Here is a 24,047-nt window from a genome sequence, read left to right on the forward strand (position 1 = left end):
TGCAAGCGTCGGTCCACCCAACCGCCGGCAATCGGGGTCTAGCCCTGTTCACCCGGCATGGCCGGGCTTGTCCCGGTCGGCTGCGTCTGCCTATTTACGGAAAGCAAAGAAACCATCCGGGTAGAAGCAGAATGCCGAGGCGACTTGAAGGTGAGTTTGACTACATTGTCGTCGGAGCCGGCACCGCGGGCTGCATCGTCGCCAACCGGCTGTCGGCTGTCCCAGGCAACCGCGTTCTCATCCTTGAAGCTGGTGGCGACGACAACTGGATCTGGTTCCACATTCCGGTCGGCTATCTCTTCGCCATCGGCAATCCGCGTTCGGACTGGATGTTCAAGACCGAGGCCGAGCCCGGCCTGAACGGCCGCTCGCTGGCCTATCCGCGCGGCAAGGTGATCGGCGGCTGCTCGGCGATCAACGCCATGATCTCGATGCGCGGACAGGCTGCCGACTACGATCATTGGCGCCAGCTTGGCCTGACCGGCTGGGGCTATGACGACGTGCTGCCGTTGTTCAAGCGCCTCGAGGACCACTTCCTCGGCGCCAGCGAGCATCACGGCGCCGGGGGCGGCTGGCGCATCGAGGCGCCGCGGCTGTCATGGGCCATTCTCGACGCGGTCGGTGACGCCGCCGAGGAGATGGGCATCAAGCGCATCCCGGATTTCAACACCGGCGACAACGAAGGCACCAGCTATTTCCACGTCAACCAGAAGCGCGGCCGGCGCTGGTCCTCGGCGCGCGGCTTCCTCAAGCCGGCCTTGAGGCGCCCCAATCTGCGGCTCGAGAAGCACGTGCTGGTCGACCGCCTCATCATCGAGCAGGGTCGCGCCGTCGGCGTGCGCTTCATCCAGAACGGCGAGATCATCGAGGCGCGCGCAAAGCGCGAGGTGGTGCTCTCGGCAGGCTCCATCGGCTCGGTGCAGGTGCTGCATCGCTCCGGCATTGGACCGGCCGACTGGCTGTCGCCGCTCGGCATCGACATCGTCATGGACAAGCCCGGCGTCGGGCGCAATCTGCAGGATCACCTGCAGCAGCGCGCGATCTACAAGGTCGAGGGCGTGCGCACGCTGAACGAGACCTATTACAATCTGTTGCGCCGCGGCCTGATGGGGCTCGACTACGCTTTCCGCCGCCGCGGCCCGCTGACCATGGCGCCGTCGCAGCTCGGCATCTTCACGCGCTCCGATGCGACGCGCGCCCGCGCCAACATCCAATTCCACGTGCAGCCGCTCTCGCTCGACAAGTTCGGCGATCCCCTGCACCGTTTCCCTGCGATCACGGTGAGCGCGTGCAATCTGCAGCCGACCTCGCGCGGCACCGTGCGGTTGCGCGCGACAACGCCTGACGAGAAGCCGATCATCGCGCCAAATTACCTGTCGACCGACGACGACCGCCAGGTCGCCGCCGACGCCATTCGCACCACGCGGCGCCTGATGCAGCAGAAAGCGCTGGCCAAATATCGCCCCAGCGAATATCTGCCCGGCCCTTCCGTCGGCGACGACGATGCCTCCCTCGCGAAAGCCGCCGGCGACATCGGCACCACCATCTTCCATCCCGTCGGCACCGCGAAGATGGGCACGGCGAACGATCCAATGGCAGTGGTGGACGAGCGGTTGCGATTCTACGGCCTCGACGGCCTGCGCATCGTCGATGCCTCGATCATGCCGACGATCACCTCGGGCAACACCAACACGCCGACCGCGATGATCGCGGAGAAGGGTGCGACCATGATCCTGGAGGATGCGAAGTAGCATCTTGCCACCATGATCGACCCGCACCGCTTCTCGATCGGCCCGGCTGAGGCAAACATCGCCATCCTGCAATGGGGCGAGAGCGGCAAGCCGCCTGCCCTGCTCGCACACGGCACCGGCTTCGTCGCCGCCGTCTGGGATGAGGTCGCGCGCGAGCTTGCCTCGACCTATACCGTCTATGCACTCGACCGACGCGGTCATGGCGCAAGCCACAAACCGGGCGCCTATCACTTCCTTGATTACGCTGACGACATCTGCCGGGTGGTCGATACGCTCGATCTCCGCGACATCTATGGAATCGGTCACAGCGCGGGTGCGACCGATCTCCTTCTCGCTGCGAAACTCCTGCCTGGTCGTTTCGCACGCCTGTTCGTGATGGAGCCGACCATCATGGACCCGCGCGCGTCGCGCTCCGGAGGATTGAGCGAAGAATCGCTTGCCCGCGTGCAGGGCACGCTGCGCCGACGCGCCGAGTTCGACAGTCCCGACGTAGTGTTCGAACGTTACCGCGCAGCACCGGCGTTTGCGGATTGGACCGAAACCTCGCTACGGGCGTATGTGCGCCACGGCTTCGCGCTCCTGGATGACGGCCGTATCCGGCTCTGCTGCACACCCAAAATCGAAGCCGCGATCTTGCTTCCCATCTACGAGGCGATGGAGCAGGTTTACATTGGCGATGCCCGCGGCAATCCGTTTGCCTCGCTCACCAGGCTAGACTGTCCGGTGCGCGTCACTACAGCGGCGAAGTCGGGTCCAATCTACAAGGAGATGGCGCGACGCGCTGTGTCGCTGATTCCGGGCGTGACCACGTGGGTTTTCGAGAATGCCGGCCACTGCGTCGCGCAGGAAATGCCGGAGCACGTGGTGGAAGCCGTGCTCGAGTTTGGCAAATAAGTTTCGGCCGCGGACCGAGGCGGCTTGAGCGATCGTCTCTAGGCCGATCGCCGCACCGCGTTGTCCACCAGCGTCTTGCCGAGCGACCAGATCGCACCGGGGACCTTATGGCTGCCGGCGATCACGTCGTCGAACGCCTTCTCGATCCAGCTGCAATCTTCCTCGGTGATGGTGAGCGGCGGCAGCAGCTTGATGGTGTGGCTGCCGTGGCCGGCGACTTGCGTCAGGATCTTGTGATCCTTGAACAGCGGCACGGTGATGAGCTGGCAGAACAAGCCCTTGTTGGCGGTCTCCAGCACATTCCAGGAGGCCCGCAGGCGCAGCGACTTCGGCGGGCCGAACTCGATGCCGATCATCAGGCCCTTGCCGCGGACTTCCTTGAGCAGCTCGTAGCCCGGCACCATGCGCGTCAGCGCGAGGCGCAGCTCGGCGCCGCGCTTGGCGGCCGCATCGATCAGCTTCTCCGATTCCATGACGTCGAGCGTGGCAATGCCCGCGGCCATCGCGAGGTCGTTCTTGGAGAAGGTGGAGCCATGCACCACCGCGCGGTCCATCTGGTTGAAGATCTTGTCGAAGATGCTCTTGCGGGTCAGCACGGCGCCGACCGGCACGTGGCCGCCCGAAAGAGACTTCGACAGCAGCACCATGTCGGGCTCGACGTTCCAGTGCTCGACCGCGAGGAAGCGGCCGGTGCGGCCCATGCCGGTCTGGATCTCGTCGGCGACGAACAGTGTGCCGTATTTCTTGCAGAGCGCGGCCGCGCCGGGCAGGAACTCGTCGGTGGGCATGTTGACGCCCTTGCCCTGGATCGGCTCGACCACGAAGGCGGCGACCTCGCGCGAGGCCAGCGCCTTTTCCAGCGCGGCCAGGTCGTTGAACGGGATCGGCGTGCAGCCCGGCAGCAGCGGCTCGAAGCCGGTGCGGAAATTGGCATCGCCGGTCAGCGACAGCGCGCCGTAGGTCAGCCCGTGATAGCCGTGCGCGCAATAGACAATGCCGGGACGCCCCGTCGCGCCGCGCGCGAACTTGATCGCGGCTTCGACGCATTCGGCGCCGGAATTGGCGAAGAACGCCTTGTCGAGATAGGGAACGTATTTCAGGAGGCGCTCGGCCAGCACACCTGCGAGCGTCGAGACGTCGAATTGGACGAGGTTGGGCAGGTCGGCATCGAGCACGCTCTTGAGCGCCTCGCGCATGACCGGATGATTGCGCCCGATCGCAAACACGCCGAAGCCGGACAACAGGTCGAGATAGCGCGCGCCCTCGCGGTCGTAGAGATACTGCCCATGCCCCTTCTGAAAGCCGACATCGTAGCCGATGGTCTTGAGAACCCGGACGAACTGCTCGTTCAGATACCGGTTATGCAGGGTGCTGCGCTGGGCCTGACGGTCCGCGAATAGCTGAGACATGTCTGGATTTGGGCTGTGCATCCGCTACATACTTCGGTTGAGGGCCGTCTCGTCAACTGAAAACGGACCGTTACTGAAAACGGTCTGTGCGGCCTTTTGCCCTTTTTCGGACCATCTTCGCAAGCACAGCTTTAGACCATGTTGCACTGCCAAGGAACACACATGCGTTTGGCCCTTTACACCGGACTAATACTGGCTGGCGGTTACGCCGGCCTGACGCCCGCGCTCGCCGCGGATCCGACCGGCGACTGGCGGGTCGCCGACGGCGTTGCCAACATTCGCGTCGCCCAATGCTATGGCAGCATGTGGGGCGCGGTTTCCTGGGAAAAGCAGCCCGGCGGACGCGACGAGAACAATCCGGACGTCTCGAAAAAGAACAGGCCGACGCTCGGCATGGCAACCCTGATCGACATGAAGAAGAAGCCCGGCGTCGATCAGTGGGAAGGGCAGGTCTACAACGCCAAGGACGGCCAGCTCTACAGCGCGACCATCACGCCGGCCGGTCCCGACCAGCTCGAGATCAAGGGCTGCGTCATGGGCTTCCTCTGCGGCGGCGAAACCTGGACCCGGGTCGGCCCGCCGATCCCTTCGAGCCCTGCCAACGCCATGGCCAAGGGCGCAGCGAAATCCAGCGGCACTGCGCCGAAGCCCCAAGGGGGGCAAGCGGGGCAAGGGGCCCAAGCAGCCCAGGCCGGGAGCGGCACCATCACGCCTGCGCCCGCAGCTCCCAAGGCCGCCGGCGCAGCCAAGCCCGGTCAGAAGGGCGCCGCCGACCCGGTCGGCGACATCTGCCTACTCGCTGAGATTGCGGGGTTTGCCCATTAGGGCCGGCTGGAACAGCAGCACGGCGGCGAGCGTCGTCACCAGCGACAGTGCCAGCAGCTTGCCCATGCTGGACGTGCCGGGATGGCTCGACAGCCACAGGCTGCCGAACGCGGTCGCGGTCGTCAGCGCGCTGAAAAAGATCGCGCGCGTCAGGCTGGTCTGGAGCAGGTTCGTCCTGCCCGAGCGCCAGGCCACGACATAATAGATCTTGAAGGCGACGCCGACGCCGAGCAGCAGCGGAAGCGCGACGATGTTGGCGAAGTTGAGCGGCAGGCCGATCAACACGCAGATCTCGAGCGTCACCGCGCCGGCAACCAGCAGCGGCACCAGTGTCATCAGCACGTCGACGAAGCGGCGAAGCGTGATCCACAGCAGGAGCCCGATCACCAGCAGCGCATAGATGCCGGCGTGGATGAACGCCTTCACCACGGTGTCGCCGGATTTCAGGATCGAGACCGGCCCGCCGATCGCAGTCGGCTCGGCCTGGAGCACCGCCGCCGCGAATCTGCGCAGCGTATCGTTGTCGTTGGGATCACCCTTGGGCAGCGCCTCGACCCGAATGATGCCGTCCTTGCTCTTCCAGGCGCTGACGAGATCGGGCGGCAGCGAGCTCAGGGTGACGGGACCTGCCTGCATCGCGTTCCTGAGCTGGTCGAACACGATCTTCAGTGGCGCGACGAACACGTCCTGCGCGTTGTTGCGCGTGGCCTCGTCGCCGTTGGCGAGCCTCTCGAGCGCGTCGGCAAGACGGCGCGAGGCAACAGCGCCCGGGCCCTTCGCGTCGCCCGCGGTCCGGCGCAGATTGTCGACCGAAGATTTCAGCGATTCGACATTCTCCTGGTCCGTCGGCGCCGCGTCGATCTGATCGGGGTTGAGCGCCGGATTCAGCACCTTGGCGCCCTGCGCGATGAGCTTCAGCTTCGGCGGCTGGTCCTGCGGCACGAAGCTGTCGAGCGACATCACCCTGAGCACCTCGGGCACCTTCTCCAGCTTCGCCTCGACCTGCTTTGCCTGTTCCTCGGACGTGGTCATCACGTTGATGGCATTGGCGCCAGTATTGGGGTCCTTGCGCAGATCGAGGAAGGTGGCGATCGACTCGGCGTGCGGATTGCGCAGGTTCATCGGGTTGAAGTCGAACTTCATGAAGTAGAGCAGCGGCAGGCCGCCGAGCGCGAGCAGCAGCGTGCCGCCGACGATCAGCACCCGATGCTTTTCCAGGAAGTGATCGAGCGGCGCCAGGAAGGCGTAGCCGACCGGCTCCGGCTCGCCGGGCGGGTTCAGAAGCTTGAGCAGCGCCGGCAGAACGGTGATCGACGAGATGAACGCCACCAGCATGCCGACGCCGGCGATCTGGCCGAGCTCTGCGATGCCCTTGTAGTCGGTCGGCATGAAGCAGAGGAAGCCCGCGGCCGTCGCCATCGCCGCCAGCGACAGCGGCACCGCCGAGCGCTTGGCTGCCAGCACCAGCGCGCCCGCGAGATCGTTGTGCTTGTAGCGCTCCGAGCGGTAGCGGACGCTGTACTGGATGCCGAAATCGACCCCTAAGCCGACAAACAGCACCGCGAACGCAATCGACAGCAGGTTGAACGATCCGACCATCATCAGGCCGGCCGCTGTCGTGAGCGCCAGACCGACGAACAGATTGACGAACACCGCGAAGATGATCTTCGACGAATGCAGCGCGAGCCACAGGATGACCAGCACGACGAGAATGGTGCCGACGGCGTTGACGACCGCCCCCTCCTGAACGGTCGCGTATTCCTCGTTGGCTATCGGCACAGGGCCGGTCAGCCGCACCCGCGCCTGGTATTTGCCGGCAAAATCCAGATCCGCCGCCGCTTTCCGGATTGCGTCGGTCGCATCCTTGCCGGGCTCCAGCGCGTTGTAGTCGAGAATCGGCTTGAACTCGATGAAGGTGCGCTTGTCGGAATCCTTGAGCGGCTCGTCGCTGACGAGCTCGCGCCAGGAGAAGCTGGCGTTGCCCTTGTTGAGCACGGTCTCGACCGTCTGCGCGATCAGGTTGAAGGGCCGCTCGGTGTTTTCGAGCTTGACCTGGCCGCGCTTGACGCCGGCAAGACCCGTCTCCAGCGCCCCGGTCAGGCCGCGGATCGAGGGATCGCCGGCCATGATCTCGATCAGCGGCGCGGCGGCTTCGAACTGGCCGGTGATCTTGCCGACCTCCTCGGTCGGCAGGAACAACAGGCCGTTCCGCTCGAAGAACGCGCCGCTGCCGAGCTGCTGCATCGAGTGGAAGTTGGTCCTGTCGTCCTTCAGCCTGGCATAGAGCGCGTCTGCCGCGGCGCTCGTCATTTCCGGCGTCCTGGCCTCGACCACAGCGAGGATCATTTCGTTCTGATCGAACGCCTTGTCGAATTGCTGGTCACGCTGCCGCCAGTCCAGATTCTGGGCAATCAGCGAGTTGATATCGGTGTTGATGGCGAAGTGGCGAGCGGCGTAATAGCCCGCGGCCACCGAGAGCAGCAGCCCGAGAACGACAACGAGGGAGGCAAACCGGGTGCAGGCCCTGACGATGGCAACGACGACGCTTTGCAGCACTTCTTTTCTTTCTGCGGTTAACAGCTTGCCGGAAACGCCCGCTGTTTATCGGAGTTCCCGGCCGAAACCTATTGCTGTTTTGGGTGGTTCTCGCCGCCAGAAGGTTCGAGGTAAACGGCGGGAGACCGTGGCAAAATCATGCGGGGCGGCCGGTATAGCCAGGGAGTTGAGGCGGGAACGTGACGAAGGACTATGCAGGAATGTCGCGCACGCAGGCACCACAATCCCTACTAAAATACCTCATAGACGCCCCCTCAGCGGTTCCACCTTCCCCTATCGCCGATTTTTTGACACAAAGTATTGCGCCTCCATGCGCCGGAGCCGTCCACAGGGTGGGTGGCTACCGCAGGTGCGAACCAATGGTGCGGATATTGCAACTCATTGGTCAGTATCGGAGTGCCGCTTGGGGACTGCAAAGAGCGGATTGGTGCAACTTGCGTGATGGGCGTCCAATGGAAGTTTATCTGGCGCAACCGCGCGGCTTCTGCGCGGGGGTGGTGCGAGCAATCGAGATCGTGGAGCGGGCGCTGGAGAAGTACGGCCCGCCCGTCTACGTGCGCCATGAGATCGTGCACAACAAATACGTCGTCGAGAGCCTGAAGGCCAAAGGCGCCATCTTCGTCGAGGAACTCTCCGAGGTACCGCCAAAGGCGGTGACGGTGTTCAGCGCCCATGGCGTCGCCCGCAGCGTCGAGGAAGAGGCCGCCGCGCGGGACCTTCCGGTGCTCAATGCCACCTGCCCGCTGGTCACGAAAGTTCACAATCAGGGGAAGCGCTACATCGGCAAGGGCCGCACCCTGATCCTGATCGGCCATGCCGGCCATCCCGAGGTCGAGGGCACGATGGGCCAGGTCCCGGGGCCGGTGCAGCTTGTCCAGAGCGTTGAAGAGGTTAAGGCACTGACCCTGCCGGCGGATACGCCAGTGGCCTACATCACCCAGACCACCCTGTCGGTCGACGACACCAAGGACATCATCGCGGCCCTTCAGGCCCGCTTTACAGACATTCAAGGTCCGGATATCCGGGATATCTGCTATGCGACACAGAACCGCCAATCTGCGGTAAGGGACTTGAGCAAGCTGGTCGACGTGATCTTGGTGGTGGGCGCTGCCAACAGCTCGAACTCGAACCGGCTCCGCGAAATCGGCACTGAGGCCGGCGTCGCGAGTTATTTGATTGCCGACGGCAGCGAGCTCAATCCGGAGTGGTTGAAGGATGCCAGGACCGTCGGCGTCACGGCCGGCGCTTCGGCGCCCGAGGTACTCGTGGATGACGTGATCGAAGCGATGCGGCGGATCGGACCGGTGAAGGTCTCGGTGTTGCCGGGCCGCGAGGAAAACATCGAATTCCGGCTTCCGGCCCAACTGGCCGCGAGCTGACCCACCCGAATTGAAAAGCCCAGAAAGAAACCTGTAATGGCTATCCCGTTCTTCAAGGAAATGCGTATCGGCGGCTATTTGCTCAAGCAGAAACTGCTTGGCCGCAAGCGCTATCCGCTCGTGCTGATGCTGGAGCCGCTGTTCCGCTGCAACCTCGCCTGCGTCGGCTGCGGCAAGATCGATTATCCCGATGCGATCCTCAACCGCCGCATGACGGCGCAGGAGTGCTGGGACGCGGCCGACGAGTGCGGCGCGCCGATGGTCGCCATTCCCGGCGGCGAGCCGCTGATCCACAAGGAGATCGGCGAGATCGTGCGCGGCCTCGTTGAGCGCAAGAAGTTCGTCTCGCTCTGCACCAACGCGCTGCTGCTGGAGAAGAAGCTCGATCTGTTCGAGCCCTCGCCCTATCTGTTCTTCTCGGTGCATCTCGATGGCCTGCGCGACCACCACGACAAGGCGGTCTCGCAGAAGGGCGTGTTCGACCGCGCCGTGTCGGCGATCAAGGCGGCCAAGGCGCGCGGCTTCACCGTCAACGTCAACGCCACCATCTTCGATGGGCACCCGGCCGAGGAGATCGCCAAATTCCTCGACCTCACCACCGAGCTCGGTGTCGGCGTCTCGATGTCCCCGGGCTACGCCTATGAGCGCGCGCCGGACCAGGAGCACTTCCTCAACCGCACCAAGACCAAGAAGCTGTTCCGCGACGTCTTTGCGATGGGCAAGGGCAAGAAGTGGAATTTCATGCATTCCGGCCTGTTCCTGGACTTCCTCGCCGGCAACCAGGAATACGAATGCACCCCGTGGGGCATGCCCGCGCGCAACATCTTCGGCTGGCAGAAGCCCTGCTACCTGCTCGGTGAAGGCTACGCGAAGACCTTCAAGGAGCTGATGGAGACCACCGACTGGGATTCCTACGGCACCGGCAAGTACGAGAAGTGTGCCGACTGCATGGCCCATTGCGGCTACGAGCCCACGGCTGCGACCGCAGCGCTCAACAACCCGCTGAAGGCGATGTGGGTGGCGCTGCGCGGCGTGCGGACGAGCGGCCCGATGGCGCCGGAGATCGACCTCTCCAAGCAGCGCCCGGCGCAGTACATCTTCTCCGAGCAGGTCCAGAAGAAGCTTTCGGAGATCCGCAAGGACGAAGCTGCGGCTGCCCAGGCGAAAGCAGCGCAGAAGGCGTCGACGGCGGCGTAAAGCGCAGAGCCCGCAGCCCGGATGGAGCGCAAGCGAAGTCCGGGATGGTCTCTCCGAGGCCCCGGATTACGCTTCGCTCCATCCGGGCTACGAACGTCGAAACAAAAGGCCCGGACGCCAATGGCGACCGGGCCGTTTCTTTATTCTCAGATCGAAGCCCCCGCTCACGCCGCCTTCGACACCAGTTCCTCGCTCTCGACGAACTCCGTTCCGATCAAATAATCCCGGCAGCCGCGCAAGCTCCGCAGCGCGCGGTTGAAGTCGATGCCGGTCGAGACCAGGGCATGCAGCGTTGCCGGATTGCGCACGATGCCGCGCAGCACGGCTCCGAGGTCGATCTGGCCGTTCGGCTTGATCGCGGCGCGGGCAAGCGCCGGCAGCGCGCGGTGGGCGGGGTCGCTGATGACGCGGACCGCGGCGAAGGGCAGCCCGGCCTCGGCGGCGTAGGCCGCGGCGATGTGGCTTTCCATGTCGACCGCGGCGGCCCCCGTCTCGGAGTGCAGGGCCGCCTTGCAGGCGCGCTTCGTGACCACTTCCTCGGCACCGGCGAGGCTGCCGCGCACCACGCGGCGGCGGCCGGAGGTCAGGCGCTCGATCAGCTCGTCGCCAAGCGACAGGCCGGCGGCCCAGCGGGTGTCGCCGGAGAGCACCTCGGTCGCCAGCACGACGTCGCCGGAGCGCAAGCTCGGGTCGAGCCCGCCGGCCACGCCGAACGAGATCACGCCGCGAATCGTCTCAGGATCCACCACCGTCAGAAGCGCCCGCAACTGGGTCGGGCTGCTGGATGAACAGATGACCGCCATTCCGGGCCCCGCCGCGATGCGGGCCTCCTGAACCAATCCGGTCACGATCAGTATCGGCCGCGGGTCGATGGCCTGACCCGCGGTAATATAGTCCCCCGTCCCCAAAGTCACATTCCGACCCCTACCACCCTGCTGTTGGTGTTCCGCAAGTTCCGATACCGCGCCAACGCCCACAGCGGAAAGAACTTTGGGTAACCATGATAACGTAGATAGAACACGCGGGGGAAGCCTGTGGCGGTGTACCGCTGCTCGTCCCACAGTCCTTTTTTGTCTTGTGTTGCAATCAGGTACTCCACCCCGCGGGCGACGGCCGGGTGATCAACCTCGCCTGCCGCCATCAGGGCAAGCAAGGCCCATGCCGTTTGCGAGGCGGTCGAGGGGGCGGCCTCCCAGCCCTTGTAGTCGAGCCGGTAGCTGACGGCGTCCTCGCCCCAGCCGCCGTCGTCGTTCTGGATGGAGGTCAGCCAGGCCGCCGCCTTGCGGATCATGGGGTCCTTGTGGTCGACGCCGGCCATGTTGAGGGCGCACAGCACTGACCAGGTTCCATAGATGAAGTTCATACCCCAGCGGCCGTACCAGGACCCTTCCGGGTGCTGGGTCTTCCGCAAATAGGCGACCCCGGCGGCCACCTGCTTGCTGGTCTTGGCGGTCTCACCGAGCTGGGCCAGCATCGAGATGCATCGCGCCGTGACGTCCTCAGTCGGCGGATCGAGTAGCGCGCCATGGTCCGAGAACGGGATGTTGTTGAGGTAATATTCGAGGTTGTTGACGTCGAAGGCGGCCCAGCCACCGTCGTCGCTCTGCATGCCCTCGATCCACTCCCGGCCGCGGGCGATCGCGTCGTCATAGCCGGCCGCACCGTGCTCCCGACGCATGCGGTCCATCGACATCACCACGACGGCGGTGTCGTCGAGATCGGGGTAATGGGCATTGTTGTATTGGAAGGCCCAGCCGCCCGGGCGCACGTCGGGCCGCTTCACCGCCCAGTCGCCCTTCACCTCGAGCTCCTGTCTCGGGATCAGCCAGTCGAGGCCCTGCTTGGCGGCCGGCACCGCCTTGTCACCGCCGGCCTCCAGCAGCGCATGCGCGGTGAGCGTCGTGTCCCACACCGGAGAGACGCAGGGCTGGCAATAGGCTTCGTCGTCCCTGATGACGAGCAACTTGTCGATGCCCCGGCGCGTGATCGCGCGTGGCGGGAAGTTCTCGTCCTTGCCGAGGGCGTCGTACATCATGACGATGTTGGCCATGGGCGGGTAGATCGCGCCCATGCCGTCCTCGCCGTTGAGCCGTTCCTCGGTGAAGGCGAGCGCAGCGTCGATCGCGCGCTTGCGCAGACTCTTCGGAAACAGCGGCTCGATCACGCGCAGGATCGCATCGAGCGAACGAAACAACAGAAACCAGGCCATGCTCTGGTGCGGCGCCTTGGCGGTCATGCCGATCGAGCGCGGGTCCTGCAGGAACAATTCGTCGATGCCGACGCCTTTCGGATTCCTTGCGCGCGGCTTCAGCGCGGCGATCACCATCAGCGGCACCATCGTCGTGCGCGCCCAATAGGAGATCTTGTTGAGGTGGAACGGCGACCAGAACGGCAGCAGCACGATCTCGATCGGCAGCACCGGCACCGCGCGCCAGGTCACGACACCGAAGGTTGCGAGAAGGAAGCGGGTGAAGACGTTGCTGTTGATCGCGCCGCCGCGGGCATGGATTGCCTCGCGCGCCCGCACCATATGCGGCGCGTCGATGGAGTCGCCGATCATCTTCAGCGCGAAGTACGCCTTCACGCTGGCGCTCATGTCGAACTCGCCGTCATGCACCAGCGGCCAGCCGCCATGGGCGCCCTGGATGCGGCGCAGATAGTTGCCGATCTTGGCTTCGAGCACGGTGTCGACGGGCTCGGCGAGATAGTGGCGCAGCAGAACGTACTCGGCCGGAATTGTGCAATCGGCCTCGAGCTCGAACACCCAATGGCCGTCGGATTGCTGGAAGCCGAGGATGCCCTGGGTGGCCGACGCAATGCTCGATTCCAAAGCTTCGCGGCTGGTCGCGGTCACGGAATCCATGTCGCTCGATTGCTCCGATAGTCGATTGAAAGTTGACCGGGACATTTGCCCGCCAGGCCGCCTTTCAGGATCCTTTGGCGGCCAGAACCAGATCGGCGGCGCGGTCACCCGACCGGACCGATCCCTCGATGGTTGCTGGCAATCCCGTAGCAGTCCAGTCGCCGGCGAGGAACAGGTTTTTCAGCGCAGTGACCGGCCCGGGACGCAGGGCGTTCTGGGCCGGCGTCGCCGCAAATGTGGCGCGGCGCTCGCGCACGATCTGCCAAGGAGGCAGCTCACCGGATACACCTCCCGCCTGGCAGACCTCGTTCCAGATCGTCTGCGCCAGTTCCTCGCGCGGCATGTCGACCAGGCGGTCGCCATTGCTGATGGTCACCGAGAGCCGGTTCGGGAACGCGAACAGCCATTCCACCACGCCGCCGATCACGCCGAGGATGGGCGCCGAGCCCGGCGGCGGCTCAAAGCGGAAATGCGCGTTCACAATGGCGCGGAATTCGGTCGGCGTCTTCAGCCCCGGCAGCAGGTTAGCTGCCGCGCGCGGCGGCACCGCCATCACGACGACATCGCCCGCGCCGAGCTGGATCAAATCCTCGCCGCCGAAATTCAGCGCGGTCACCTTGCCGTCCGTGCTGACGAACGAGCGCAGCTCATGGCCGAGCTGAACGGTGTGGCCACGCTCCTGCAGAAACTTCACGGCGGGCTCGATCAGAACCGCGCTGAGTCCGTCGCGCGCAATCAGCGGACGGCAGGCCTGCCCGCCCGCAAGCAGCGTCTCGCGCACGATCGCGCCGGCGAGCCCGGCCGAGCCCTCGGGCGGATCGACGTTGAGAGCGGCCAGCAGCAGCGGCTGCACCAGGCGCTGATAGAGGATGCCTTCGGTCGGAATCGACTTGCCGACCAGCGTCTCCTCCGACGCCCAGATCAGAGGCGCCAGCTTGAGATAATCGGAAAGGCCGGTGTCGGGCACGCGGCGGCTTTCGTCGAGCACCCAGGTCGGCCACCGGCCGTCGCCGAGATCGATCTCCCAGCGCTGCCCGGTCTTGATATCGACGAACGGAAATTGCGCCCGCTCGGGGCCGACCAGGCCCGCCTCGGTGCCGATCGCACGCGCATAGGCGCGCGCATGGCTGTTGCCCGACAGCAGCAGATGATTGCCGTTGTCGATGGTGAGATTGGTGGCGCCGTCGAAATAGGACCGGCAGCGGCCGCCGGCCTGGTGCGTCGCCTCGTGCACGGCGACCTTGAAGCCGGCATTGGCGAGCCGCACGGCGGCGGAGAGGCCGGAAATTCCAGCGCCGATGATGTGAGCTGTGTTTTGCATCAGATGAAAGCGTAACGGAGCAGGATCAGGATGCGCGTGATCTTCGACACACGCACCGGCTCGCGCGGCGCGGTGAAGCCGCGCGCGATCAGGAGGTCCAGAATGGAATGGTAGTATTTCGACATGATCCGCGGCGCGCGCACGGCGCGGCGCCTGTTGCGGTTCATGATCTCGTCCGACTTCTCGAAATGCACCTTGGCGCGCTGCGCCAGCGGCATGCAGACCTTCGGCAGCGCGCGCTCGGCGATCACTCGGTTCGGATCATCAGAGGTGATGCCGGCATGCAGAAGCGCCTCGCGCGGCAGATAGAGCCGGCCAAGGCCGGCGTCCTCGTCGATGTCGCGCAGGATGTTGGTGAGCTGCAGCGCGCGGCCGAGATGGTGCGCGAGCAGGATGCCGTCTTCCTCGGGCATGCCGAACACGCGCACCGACAGCCGTCCCACGGCGCTGGCGACACGGTCGCAATACAGATCCAGCGTCGCCATGTCGGGCGCACGGATGTCCTGCGGCACGTCCATCTCCATGCCGTCGACGATGGCGAGGAAATCCTCGCGCTTGAGCCCGAAGGTCTTCACCGAGGCGACGTAGTCCTTCAGCCGCGGCGGCGGATGGCCCTGATAGAGCGCGTCGATGTCGTTGCGCCATTCCTGAAGTGCTGCGAGCCGCTGGTCGCGCGGGCCGTCGGAATCGGCGATGTCGTCGACCTGGCGGCAGAAGCTGTAGATCTGAAACATCGCTTCGCGCTGATCACGCGGCAGGATGCGCATCGCGGCATAGAACGAGCTGCCGGATGCGGTCGAGCCGTAATTGGCGCCGGGCGTGGTCGCCTCAAGCGTCATGGGCAGTCCCCGGTCTGGAAATGGCCTTGCGACGGATCGCACGGCGGCCGACTTCGCCGATGATCCCGGCGAGGCTGAAGGCGAGCAGCTCGAATTTGTTCAGATGCACGCGCTCCCGCAACGGATCGCGTACCTTGAGCAGGCGCACGATGCGGTCGGCATAGGCCTGGATGACGGAGACATCGACGCCGAGACGGAAATCCCGGATCTCGGCTGCGAGCGACCTGCCCTCCTCGAGCAGCGCCTCGTTGCGTGCGGCGAGCGACTGCAGGCAAGCCAGCATCGCCGGCGGCGACTGCGCGAGGCCGAGCTGCTCGACGGAGGCGCCGTGTGCTGCCAGCGCATCGCGCGGCAGATAGACGCGGTTGAGCTCGCGATAATCCTTGCCGCAATCCTGCAGGTGATTGTTGATCTGAAGGCCCGCGCAGAGCGCGTCCGAGGCGGCCCATGTCGAGGTGCTCTCGCCGTGAACGTCGAGCATGAAGCGGCCGACCGGCATCGCCGAGTAGCGGCAATAGTGGATGACCTCGTCCCAGGTCTCGTAGCGCAGCTTGGTCACGTCCATGCGGAAGGCGATCAGCACGTCGAGCGCATGACGCGGCGCCATACCGCGCTCGGCCAGCGCGCGGCGCAAGCTGACAGCCTCAGGCTGGGTGTCACCCTTGCCGAGCAGTTCCGCCTCGAGCAGATCGAGATAAGCGAGCTTCTGGTCGGCGGGTAGCGTCGCGTGGTCGGCGATGTCGTCGGCTGTGCGGACGAAATTGTAATAGGCCAGGATCAGGGCGCGATGACGCGGATGAATGATCCAGGACGCGACGGGAAAATTCTCGTCGCGGTCACCCTTGCCGGATCGCAATTCGCTCGCAGAGGTCATCGAGGGCTGGTTTACAATCGTTTGGACAGGAAGGGCTTTTCGCTCGGGCGGGCTCACGCCGGCGACGCCGCCGCGGCCCCCATATAGGGGAATACGGCCGCAAAACCAATCCTGTCCGTCGATGGCTGCCCCTTCGGATTAGGCTCGGAAAAGCGGCCGAGGGCCGCCTTTCTAGGCCAATGGCCGAGTTTATTGATTGTGGTTCTTCAGCACCTGGTCGCAGGCCTGCGAGATCTTGGCCCGGTTCTCCTTGAGGCAGGCCAGGATGGTGAAATCGCCCTGGTCGATGACGGGGCGGCAGAACTTCTGCACATCGCGGGTGCAGGCCTTCTGCTCGGCCTCCGTGCCACGCCCTTGTTGGGCGAACGCCGCCGTCGAAAGGGAGGCCGACAGCAGGGTGAGAGCGACGAGAAGATTGCGCATTGTATTCCTTCATTCTGACGGCAGAATCGCACCGATCCCGGACTGCGCAGGGCGGATGGCCGGAACGGATTGGTTCTGATGGCAAGTCGCCGCTTGTAGCGGCCTCAGAGAAGGCACAAGCACTGGCAAATGCGGCCAAATTGGCGCCGCCTCCGCCGAATCAGGTCTTCCCCGCGCCTTCATTGACAGATGTAAGGGATTGATACTACATCATAATTCGGGAGCATTGCGTTTTAATGCAGACCTGTTGCCGCGCTGCATCTCTTCGCCCGTCCTCGGCTGCGGGAAACGTGACGAAACGCAGCAAATCGCGGCCCTGGAAGCACCGCGGGGTCGCGTGAACCGCCGTCTCTGGCCGCCAGGCGTTGAACCTGCGACTTGCTCGGAGCACTAAACTTTCGATGTGGCGAGACGTTCTCGATCGAAGCGAACGTCGTTCCAAAACGGGATATTCGAGATGACATTCTTTGGGCGATCTGGACTGGCAATCAAGGCGGCCGGCATCGGGGCGGCGCTGCTCTTCTCGGCATCGGCAAGCCACGCTCAGTCGTCCGGACCGTTTGCCGGTTTCGACGGCGCGTGGACCGGAACCGGCACGGTGTCGCTGTCCGACGGCTCCACCGAGCGCATTCGCTGCAAGGCGGACTATAAGGTCGCCGGCAGCGGCCTCAACCTGAAGCAGGCGCTGAGCTGCGCCTCCGACAGCTACAAGTTCAACCTCACCAGCGACGTGACCAGCCAGGGCGACCGCATCTCCGGCAACTGGAGCGAGTCCAGCCGCAACATCTTCGGCAATCTCCAGGGCACCGCCGGCGGCGGCCAGATCGAGGTCTTCGTCGAGGCCAACGGCTTTGCCGCCAACCTGTCGCTGCGCACCAACGGCACCAAGCAGACGGTGCAGATCTCGTCCAAGGGCGAGATCCGCGGCGTCAACATCACGATGACGAAGGGCTGAAGGCCTTTCGCACGCAATGAGGAACATGCCCCCGGTTCTCGCGAGCCGGGGGCTTTTTGCTGACACGAACTGACCGGCTGGATTTGCTGAGATGGACCCGATCCGCAGACATCTGCTGAAGGCCGCCGGGCTCTTCGTGGCCAGCCGCGCCTTCGCCAGCAATCAGCAGGGAGCGAACATGCAGCCTTCGTCCGTGAAGCCGCGTCACGTGCTCTGCTTCCTCGGCAAGAATGAAAGCCTGCTGCATCCGCCGAAGGCGGTGGCGAAGACGATCGCCGATTTCGGCTTCGAGATCGACCGCACCTATTCGCAAGCCAAACCCGATCCGCATATGGAGCGCTCTTTCGGTGTGTGCTGGGACCGCGTCTTTCCGAAAGCGTGGTCCGAGGCGGACGAAATGGCCGTACTCAATCACAAAGCGGTTCTCTACGTGCTGAGCCCGCCGATGGAGCAGCACAAGACGGTCGCCTATTCAGCTGCCGCCTTGCGAATTGTCGAGGAGATGATCGAGGCCGGCGCCACAGCCGTGAAAGGAGAAAGCGCGGGCGTTGCCCACGGACTCACGCGATGGCGGCAACTGGCCCGCGAGTGCAAGGCCGCCGCAAACACGAACCAGGGCCTTACCGTCACGCCAGCGATGGGCCGATCCTGCCGCCTCGCCTTCGCCAAGCGTCCGCTTGCCGGCGACACCTACAACGAAAGCGTCGGCTTCCACCTCGTCGGACTGCCGGATATCTATGTCGCGCGATCGCGCGGCAGCGACCGGAACGCAGCGAAGCTGATGGACGAGATCGCGGACGCAATGGCCGAGCGCGGCATCGAGGCAACGCTGCGCGACCGCAAGCTCGCGCTGTCGCGGGAGCAGGACTACGCCGAGGGCGACTTCAAGTTCAATCCCTACGGGATCGTTCGCGTCGAAGCGTGAGCCGAACCGCGCCGGATCAGTCCTTTCGCGCGATGCATTCGCAGCGGCATCGGAAATAGACCGCGTCCGGATCGCGTTCCCAGGCCTCCCAGCCGGCAAGCGCGGCCCGGATCTCATCGTCTGTCGCGAGCCGCCTGGCCACGAGTTGCGGTCCGAGGTCCAGCAGGCTCCGCCGCGCATCGGCAACGGCCGCGCTGCGGCTCTGCGCATCGGCACTGTGGTTGACGTAGCTCGCACCGGCCCAGACCGGCGCGAAGCCGTGGGCTCGGAGGATGGAGCCCTGACGGCGCCCGAAGCGAAGCGCCTCCGGATCGTCGTGCTGGTACCAGCGTTGCCAGAGATCGAGCGCGAGCCGCACGCCGTCGATTTCAGGATGAAGAACGTTGCCGCCGACGTCGGCATCGCGCGTTGCGACGAGGCCGCGCGGCTTCAGCACGCGGCGCGCTTCGGCCAGCGTTCGCGCCAATATCTCCCGGCTCTGATGGTAGAGCACCGCGTGAAAGAACACGGCATCGAACGTTCCATCGTCGAACGGCAGCGCCGTCATGTCGGCTTCGACAAAGGCCAGCTTGGTCGAGCCCGCCGCCGGCACGAGCCGATTGGCGGCGGTAATGGCCGTCGGCTCGATATCGAGGCCGACGGCCTTTTCGACGTGGTCCGCCAGCGCTGCCGTAATGGTGCCGGGTCCGCAGCCGGCGTCGAGCAGGGTCATACCCGATGTCAGGAACGGGACGAAAAAAGCAGCTGAATCACCGCCTCGCTTCTGTTGAAACGCCACGATGGAGCCGTCGTGCTGCATGATTCGTCCCCGACCGGAACTCCGGCGCAGTCATTCAGACTGCGCCGATTCCATGTCCGGTGGATGAAGCCACTCAGATCGCCGGCTTGTCCGCGCCATGCAGCTTGGCGTGCAGATTGATCAGCCACATCGCCGTCGGCCGGAGGATGAAGAGGTCGGCGACGAGCGCCATCACCATCGAGAAGGCGCTGAGCCAGCCGAACAGCCGCAGCGACGGCAGGTCGGAGAACACGGTGACGACGAGGCCGCAGGCCAGCACCACCGTGGTCAGGATCAGCGCCGGTCCCACCAGCACGGTCGCCCGCTCCACCGCCAGCGCCGAGCCGACGCCCGGCTTGTTCTCCAGCCGCAGGCGGTTGAGGAAGTGGATGGTGGCGGAGAGGCCAAGTCCGAACGAGACGGTCAGCGCGACGACGCTGGCGAATTGCAGGCCCTCGCCCATCGCCCACAGCACCGTGCCCGACATCACCACCGGAAAGATGCCCGGCAGGATGCAGGCGAGCGTCACCACCCAGGAGCGGAAGGCGAGGCCGATGAAGATCGCCACCAGCGCAAATTCGATCGTGAGGCCGTGGTTCAGCTTCTCGATCATGTTGGCCGAGTTGCGCGCAGCGATGGCGGCAAGGCCGGTCACGGCGATCTCGTAGCCGGGGTGCTTCTTGCGGACGGCGTCGAGCTCCGAATCGAGCTTGTCGACGATCGGCAGGAGCTGGCTGGAATCCTTGTCCGGCACGCGGCCGGCCACAACGACGGCGGTCTGATCGGCGTCGATGAAGCGGCGCACCAGATGCTCGGGGATGACGCTGACATATTCCTTCAGCGTCGCGACGTCGGCACTGCCGGCCTTTTCCGCCAGCCAGCGGCGCAGCGTCTCCAGCGACCAGACGTTGCCGACCCCGGCGGACTTCTCGACGGTCGCATGGACCTCGGCGATGGTCTGGAGCGTCTGAGGTGAATAGAGCGTTTCACCCTTGGGGAACACGATCAGCACGTTGACGGGATTGGCGCCGGTGAGCTTGGCATCGAGCCGATCGCTGGCAGCGACCGCCTGGCGCTTGTCCGGCACCTGGTCGGCGAGCCGGTAGCGCGGCTCCAAATTGGCGTAGATAACGCCGAGGCCGCCGACAAACAGCACGGCGAGCAGGCTGAACAGGCCGGGCCGGCCGACCATGCGCACCGCGATCCAGTAGCAGAAATTGCGCAGCGCCTGGACGCCGGCATCCGCACCCTGGAACTTGACCGCGAAGACCTTCTCGTTGCGCACGAACAGCACGCCGAAGACAGGCACCAGCGACAGCACCGCGACGAGCGCGATGATGGTGGCGGCGAGCCCCGCCTCGCCGAACTTGCGGATCAGGTCTGAGTCGGAGAATTGCAGCGCGATGAAGGAGATGCCGGCGGTGCCGTGCGTCAGCACGCAGGCCGGTCCCACCACCAGCACCGCGTTCTTGAACGCGGTGAACTTGTCCTGCCCCGCGATCAGCCGGTCGCGCGCCGCGAAGGTCAGCTGCATCGAGTCCGAGAAGCTGATGACCATGATGAGCGGCGTCATCACGTTCAGGAACATGTTGAGGTTGAAATTGGCCCAGCCGAGCGCGCCGAGCGCCAGCAGAATCGCGATCATCGGCGGGAATGCCGCCGCGATCATGAACGAGATCTTGCGGAAGAAGATGATGGCGATGATGCAGCCGGCGAGGATGCCGAGGATGTTGTAGGTCAGCCCGTCGCGCTCGACCGCGTTGCGGATCTCGAGCTGCATCACCGGGACGCCGGAGAGCTGCACGTTGAGGCCGGTGTCCCCGAGCGTCTCCTTCATCAGCGCACGGATGTCGGCGACGGTCTTGGTCAGCTTGTTGGAAGCGACCACCTCCGGATCGAGCGAGAGCACGATCAGCGCCAGCGTGCCGTCCTCAGACAGCAGCTTGCCGCGGATGATCTCGTTGTTCTTGACGGTCTCGATGAACCTGTCATAGGCCGCCCCCTCCGGCAGCTCGGCCGGGAACAGCGCCGCCGGCAGCTTGCCCGGGGCCGGCGCCTGGCGCGCCGAGAACAGCGAGACCAGCCCGCGCGTGCCTTCGACCAGCTGCAGGTCGGTGACGAAGTCGCGCAGCTTCTCGAGGTTGCTGCGTTCCAGGAGGGTCTTGCCCTCGACCACGACGAGTACGTCGAACTCCTCGGCCGGGAACTTCTTGGTCACCTCTTCATATTGTTTGAATTCGCGGGTGTCGGAGCGGAACAGCTGCGACAGCGAATCGTCGATCTTGATTCGGTAGATCCCGAACACCGCGCCGACGATCAACGCGAGCAGGACGATGCAGGAGACGATCGGGGCCCGGACGGCGATCAGCCCGAGACGCTCCAGCCCGAAGGCGATGGAGGACGTAGATCCCTGCTCGACCTTGTCGACATGAACCTCACTCTCGCTGTGCTTTTCGAGCATGCCTTGTCCAGTTCCTAAATCGGCTCGGCCTGTGAGCTTATCGCGCCGCGCGAACGGCTTGAAAACGCCATACCAATGGGAGGCTTGCCCTTTGAAAATGCGCGGAAAATCGCCGGCAGCGGTTTAGCAGGTCAACAGGTCTTTTCGCAAGCAGGCCAAGCCCGGCCGAATCGATCGAAAAGCGGCGATCCGGGCCTGGAATGACCGTCATCCCGGCGAGGATGTGCCAATCTGGCGCGGCGCGCGGTCCGCACTCTCGTCCTTCAGCGCGACGCCGGTGATCTCCCGGGCCAGCCCCTCGCGGACCAGCCAGGCGATCTTGAACGCCGCCTCCTCGTGGCTCAACCCGGCTTGGTGGATGTTGGAGACGCAATTGCGCTCGGCATCGGTGCGGCCGGGCCTCGGCGCAAAGGTCAGATAGGCGCCGAGGCTGTCGGGCGCGGACAGTCCGGGCCGCTCGCCGATCAGCATCACGACCATGCGCGCACCGAGAATGGCGCCGATCTCGTCGCCGAGCGCGACGCGCGCGCCCGATGCGACGACGACATGGCGAACCACGACAGCATCCCCCTCCGCAAGCGATTGCAACAGGCGCCTTACCACGATCGCCGCATGGCTATGGACCGCCGCCGCGGACAGGCCGTCTCCGATCACGACCGCGAGCTGGCACGGCGCCGAGACGCTTCGTGCCAGACGTTGCGCCGAGTCTTGCTCGAGCTGTCGTCCCAGATCCGGCCGCCGCAGATAGTCGCCGCGATCGACCGCCCGGCTCCGCACCTCGGTCACCGCAACACCGAGTGCGTCGAGATCGGCGATCAGGCGCGGCGTATCGAAGGCTGCATGCACCGCATCGCGCGCGCGGGCATGGTCCAGCGTGAAATCGAGCAACGCTTTCGTCGGCAGGCTCGCGCCGCTGCGTCCCAGCGCGACGCGCGCGGGCGTGAACGACCGCAGATCGAGGGTCGGACGGCGCGGCAGGGCCGGGTCAGACATGCGGCATCATTCGGCGGGCACGGCGGCCTCGCGCAGCCGGATCGAATAGTTCGAGGCGTTCTGCTTGCCGCTGGAGGCCGCGCGCGCAAAGGTGATGAGATGGTGCGCGATCAGCGTGCAGCCGATCAGACCTTCGATGTCGCCGCGCTTGATGCGGCCCAGCGCGAACTTCCAGAACACGCGCCTGTAGTCGCCGAGCACGCCGACCTTCCAGAAGATGTTGCGCAGCATGACGAGGCCGCGCCGGATATTCCGCCAGGTTTTCATCTCGTCCGGCACCGGCACCTTGAGCCGGTTCACATAGACGTGGTCGCATTGGTGCTGATAGCGCGCGTAGACCTTGTCGGGCGCGTAAGCGACTGCCATGGCGTGCTTCCAGGACGCGACGACCTCGTCATAGGGCAGCAGGAAGTCGACGTTGGAATCGCGGCCATCGTCCTCGACCAGCCGCCCCTCGCGCTCAAGCCGGTCCCATAGCGGCGTCTTCGGCAGCGCCTGCAGCAGATTGATGGTGAGCAGCGGAATCCGGGACTCCTCGACGAAGGCGAGCAGCGCCTCCGAGGTGTTCGGCTTGTCGGTGTCGAGCCCCATGATGATGCCCGAGACCACCTCCATGCCGTAGGAGTTAATGGTGCGCACGCCCTCCAGGATCGGGACCATCATGTTGTGGTCCTTCTGCATCGCCTTCAACGCGTCGGGATCCGGCGTCTCGATGCCGCAGAAGATGGTGATGAAATAGGCCTCGCGCATCTTCTCGAGGATCTCGGGGCGTTTGGCGATGTTGAGCGTGGCCTCGCAGGCGAGCCGCACCACGTAGCCGGTCCGCTTCTGCCACTCGATCAGGTGCGGCAGCAGGTCCATGGCCGCCTTGCGGTTGCCGATGAAATTGTCGTCGACGAAATAGACCGTGTCGGTCATGCCGCATTCGCGCAGGCGGTCGAGCTCGGCGATGATCTGCTGCGGCGTCTTGATGCGCGGATTGCGGCCGTAAAGGCCGGGGATGTCGCAGAACTCGCACTGGTAGGGACAGCCGCTGGAATATTGGATGCTGCCGAGGAAGTACTTCTTCACGTCGGCGAGCTCGTAGGCCGGGATCGGAAACTCCGTCATCGGCACGCGGTCCTTGGTCGCGAGAACGACCTGCTGTTCGGGCCGCGAGGTGTCGCGCGAGAGGATCTCGATCAGCTGGTTGGTGGCGTCGCCGAGCTCGCCGACATGCAGATAATCGAAGGACGGGTAATAGTCGGGACAAGCGCTGACGGAAGGCCCGCCGAGCGCGACCGGCAGATCGAACTCATGGGCGCGGCGGCAGATGTCGTTCATCTGCTGGCGCTGGATGTGCATGCCGCTGACGAAGACCGCTTCCGCCCATTCGAACTCCTCCCTCGTCGTGCGGCGCAGGTTCTCGTCGACGAATTTCACCTGCCATTCTTTCGGAAGATAGGCGGAGATCAGCAGCAGCCCTTGCGGCGGCATGAAGGCGCGGACGCCATCGGTCAGGGGATAGGAATGCTCGAACGTGCCGAAGGACGAGGTGTAGCGCGGAAACACGCAGAGAATCCGCCGGGACGTTCCGTTACTTTCAGCTCGCATCAAAGCTCCCC

At 64.9% G+C, this 24,047-nt stretch carries 19 protein-coding genes; 7 read left to right on the forward strand and 12 right to left on the reverse strand.

Features of this window, described 5'->3' with window-relative positions; all coding sequences use genetic code 11:
• Positions 1–131 precede the first annotated feature (131 nt).
• Positions 132–1,751, forward strand: coding sequence for a GMC family oxidoreductase (locus P0R31_RS07565; RefSeq protein ID WP_225113507.1), 1,620 nt, complete (start codon positions 132–134; stop codon positions 1,749–1,751).
• 12 nt (positions 1,752–1,763) lie between these two features.
• Positions 1,764–2,645: an alpha/beta fold hydrolase gene (locus tag P0R31_RS07570; RefSeq protein WP_275513520.1), complete on the forward strand. Its 882-nt coding sequence runs from the start codon at positions 1,764–1,766 to the stop codon at positions 2,643–2,645.
• A 38-nt stretch (positions 2,646–2,683) separates the two neighbouring features.
• On the opposite strand, the gene hpnO is transcribed toward P0R31_RS07570, so the two are convergent.
• Positions 2,684–4,075 carry an aminobacteriohopanetriol synthase HpnO gene (hpnO, locus tag P0R31_RS07575; protein ID WP_275513521.1) on the reverse strand — a complete coding sequence of 464 codons (1,392 nt, stop codon included), beginning with the start codon at positions 4,073–4,075 and terminating at the stop codon, positions 2,684–2,686.
• Between the two features lie 141 nt (positions 4,076–4,216).
• Between hpnO and P0R31_RS07580 the strand changes: the two genes are divergently transcribed.
• Complete coding sequence (locus tag P0R31_RS07580) at positions 4,217–4,879, forward strand: DUF2147 domain-containing protein (RefSeq protein ID WP_275513522.1); 663 nt, start codon at positions 4,217–4,219, stop codon at positions 4,877–4,879.
• On the opposite strand, the gene P0R31_RS07585 is transcribed toward P0R31_RS07580, so the two are convergent.
• Positions 4,847–7,435 (reverse strand): MMPL family transporter, encoded by a 2,589-nt coding sequence (locus P0R31_RS07585; protein ID WP_275513523.1) that lies wholly within the window; start codon positions 7,433–7,435, stop codon positions 4,847–4,849. The two genes, P0R31_RS07580 and P0R31_RS07585, sit on opposite strands and share 33 nt — an antisense overlap.
• A gap of 452 nt (positions 7,436–7,887) precedes the next feature.
• Here P0R31_RS07585 and ispH point away from each other — a divergent pair, with 452 nt between their 5' ends.
• Both ispH and hpnH read left to right on the forward strand, forming a co-directional pair.
• Positions 7,888–8,814 carry a 4-hydroxy-3-methylbut-2-enyl diphosphate reductase gene (gene ispH / locus P0R31_RS07590; protein ID WP_157281381.1) on the forward strand — a complete coding sequence of 309 codons (927 nt, stop codon included), beginning with the start codon at positions 7,888–7,890 and terminating at the stop codon, positions 8,812–8,814.
• A 36-nt stretch (positions 8,815–8,850) separates the two neighbouring features.
• Positions 8,851–10,011 carry an adenosyl-hopene transferase HpnH gene (gene hpnH, locus P0R31_RS07595; protein WP_128262668.1) on the forward strand — a complete coding sequence of 387 codons (1,161 nt, stop codon included), beginning with the start codon at positions 8,851–8,853 and terminating at the stop codon, positions 10,009–10,011.
• A 164-nt stretch (positions 10,012–10,175) separates the two neighbouring features.
• On the opposite strand, the gene P0R31_RS07600 is transcribed toward hpnH, so the two are convergent.
• From P0R31_RS07600 to P0R31_RS07625, 6 genes are all read right to left on the reverse strand, one after another.
• On the reverse strand, positions 10,176–10,925 hold the full coding sequence (locus P0R31_RS07600) for a phosphorylase (RefSeq protein ID WP_275513524.1): 750 nt from the start codon (positions 10,923–10,925) through the stop codon (positions 10,176–10,178).
• Entirely contained in the window at positions 10,922–12,874 is a 1,953-nt protein-coding gene (shc, locus tag P0R31_RS07605; protein ID WP_275513525.1) for a squalene--hopene cyclase, read from the reverse strand. Before shc ends, P0R31_RS07600 begins: the two co-directional genes overlap by 4 nt.
• A 64-nt stretch (positions 12,875–12,938) precedes the next feature.
• Positions 12,939–14,195 carry a hydroxysqualene dehydroxylase HpnE gene (gene hpnE, locus P0R31_RS07610; protein WP_275513526.1) on the reverse strand — a complete coding sequence of 419 codons (1,257 nt, stop codon included), beginning with the start codon at positions 14,193–14,195 and terminating at the stop codon, positions 12,939–12,941.
• Positions 14,195–15,034, reverse strand: a complete 840-nt coding sequence (hpnD, locus tag P0R31_RS07615; protein WP_275513527.1) for a presqualene diphosphate synthase HpnD — start codon at positions 15,032–15,034, stop codon at positions 14,195–14,197. The genes hpnE and hpnD overlap by 1 nt, the downstream gene beginning before the upstream one ends.
• Positions 15,024–15,908: a squalene synthase HpnC gene (gene hpnC / locus P0R31_RS07620; protein WP_275513528.1), complete on the reverse strand. Its 885-nt coding sequence runs from the start codon at positions 15,906–15,908 to the stop codon at positions 15,024–15,026. The genes hpnD and hpnC overlap by 11 nt, the downstream gene beginning before the upstream one ends.
• Positions 15,909–16,097: 189 nt before the next feature.
• Positions 16,098–16,331, reverse strand: a complete 234-nt coding sequence (locus P0R31_RS07625; RefSeq protein WP_197946307.1) for a hypothetical protein — start codon at positions 16,329–16,331, stop codon at positions 16,098–16,100.
• Positions 16,332–16,788: 457 nt separating this feature from the next.
• Between P0R31_RS07625 and P0R31_RS07630 the strand changes: the two genes are divergently transcribed.
• Positions 16,789–17,286, forward strand: a complete 498-nt coding sequence (locus P0R31_RS07630; RefSeq protein ID WP_157281367.1) for a hypothetical protein — start codon at positions 16,789–16,791, stop codon at positions 17,284–17,286.
• Positions 17,287–17,377: 91 nt separating this feature from the next.
• Positions 17,378–18,211 carry a hypothetical protein gene (locus tag P0R31_RS07635; protein WP_275513529.1) on the forward strand — a complete coding sequence of 278 codons (834 nt, stop codon included), beginning with the start codon at positions 17,378–17,380 and terminating at the stop codon, positions 18,209–18,211.
• A gap of 16 nt (positions 18,212–18,227) precedes the next feature.
• Here P0R31_RS07635 and P0R31_RS07640 read toward each other — a convergent pair whose 3' ends face one another.
• The 4 genes from P0R31_RS07640 to P0R31_RS07655 form a co-directional block, all read right to left on the reverse strand.
• Entirely contained in the window at positions 18,228–19,010 is a 783-nt protein-coding gene (locus tag P0R31_RS07640; RefSeq protein ID WP_275513530.1) for a class I SAM-dependent methyltransferase, read from the reverse strand.
• 73 nt (positions 19,011–19,083) lie between these two features.
• On the reverse strand, positions 19,084–21,450 hold the full coding sequence (locus P0R31_RS07645) for an efflux RND transporter permease subunit (RefSeq protein ID WP_275513531.1): 2,367 nt from the start codon (positions 21,448–21,450) through the stop codon (positions 19,084–19,086).
• Positions 21,451–21,657: 207 nt separating this feature from the next.
• Entirely contained in the window at positions 21,658–22,443 is a 786-nt protein-coding gene (gene eutC / locus P0R31_RS07650) for an ethanolamine ammonia-lyase subunit EutC (protein WP_275513532.1), read from the reverse strand.
• A 6-nt stretch (positions 22,444–22,449) separates the two neighbouring features.
• Complete coding sequence (locus tag P0R31_RS07655) at positions 22,450–24,036, reverse strand: B12-binding domain-containing radical SAM protein (protein ID WP_275513533.1); 1,587 nt, start codon at positions 24,034–24,036, stop codon at positions 22,450–22,452.
• Positions 24,037–24,047 lie beyond the last annotated feature (11 nt).

This window comes from Bradyrhizobium yuanmingense (assembly GCF_029167105.1).
In the GTDB taxonomy this organism is placed as follows: domain Bacteria; phylum Pseudomonadota; class Alphaproteobacteria; order Rhizobiales; family Xanthobacteraceae; genus Bradyrhizobium; species Bradyrhizobium yuanmingense_A.

Excerpts from the sequence above, each read along its gene's own strand:
- hpnE (WP_275513526.1), bottom strand. The coding sequence starts at position 14,195 with ATGCAAAACACAGCTCACATCATCGGCGCTGGAATTTCCGGCCTCTCC.
- hpnH (WP_128262668.1), top strand. The coding sequence starts at position 8,851 with ATGGCTATCCCGTTCTTCAAGGAAATGCGTATCGGCGGCTATTTGCTC.
- P0R31_RS07570 (WP_275513520.1), top strand. The coding sequence starts at position 1,764 with ATGATCGACCCGCACCGCTTCTCGATCGGCCCGGCTGAGGCAAACATC.
- P0R31_RS07635 (WP_275513529.1), top strand. The coding sequence starts at position 17,378 with ATGGACCCGATCCGCAGACATCTGCTGAAGGCCGCCGGGCTCTTCGTG.
- P0R31_RS07580 (WP_275513522.1), top strand. The coding sequence starts at position 4,217 with ATGCGTTTGGCCCTTTACACCGGACTAATACTGGCTGGCGGTTACGCC.
- P0R31_RS07655 (WP_275513533.1), bottom strand. The coding sequence starts at position 24,036 with ATGCGAGCTGAAAGTAACGGAACGTCCCGGCGGATTCTCTGCGTGTTT.
- shc (WP_275513525.1), bottom strand. The coding sequence starts at position 12,874 with ATGGATTCCGTGACCGCGACCAGCCGCGAAGCTTTGGAATCGAGCATT.
- P0R31_RS07645 (WP_275513531.1), bottom strand. The coding sequence starts at position 21,450 with ATGCTCGAAAAGCACAGCGAGAGTGAGGTTCATGTCGACAAGGTCGAG.
- P0R31_RS07630 (WP_157281367.1), top strand. The coding sequence starts at position 16,789 with ATGACATTCTTTGGGCGATCTGGACTGGCAATCAAGGCGGCCGGCATC.
- hpnC (WP_275513528.1), bottom strand. The coding sequence starts at position 15,908 with ATGACCTCTGCGAGCGAATTGCGATCCGGCAAGGGTGACCGCGACGAG.
- eutC (WP_275513532.1), bottom strand. The coding sequence starts at position 22,443 with ATGTCTGACCCGGCCCTGCCGCGCCGTCCGACCCTCGATCTGCGGTCG.
- P0R31_RS07565 (WP_225113507.1), top strand. The coding sequence starts at position 132 with ATGCCGAGGCGACTTGAAGGTGAGTTTGACTACATTGTCGTCGGAGCC.
- P0R31_RS07640 (WP_275513530.1), bottom strand. The coding sequence starts at position 19,010 with ATGCAGCACGACGGCTCCATCGTGGCGTTTCAACAGAAGCGAGGCGGT.
- hpnO (WP_275513521.1), bottom strand. The coding sequence starts at position 4,075 with ATGCACAGCCCAAATCCAGACATGTCTCAGCTATTCGCGGACCGTCAG.
- hpnD (WP_275513527.1), bottom strand. The coding sequence starts at position 15,034 with ATGACGCTTGAGGCGACCACGCCCGGCGCCAATTACGGCTCGACCGCA.
- ispH (WP_157281381.1), top strand. The coding sequence starts at position 7,888 with ATGGAAGTTTATCTGGCGCAACCGCGCGGCTTCTGCGCGGGGGTGGTG.
- P0R31_RS07625 (WP_197946307.1), bottom strand. The coding sequence starts at position 16,331 with ATGCGCAATCTTCTCGTCGCTCTCACCCTGCTGTCGGCCTCCCTTTCG.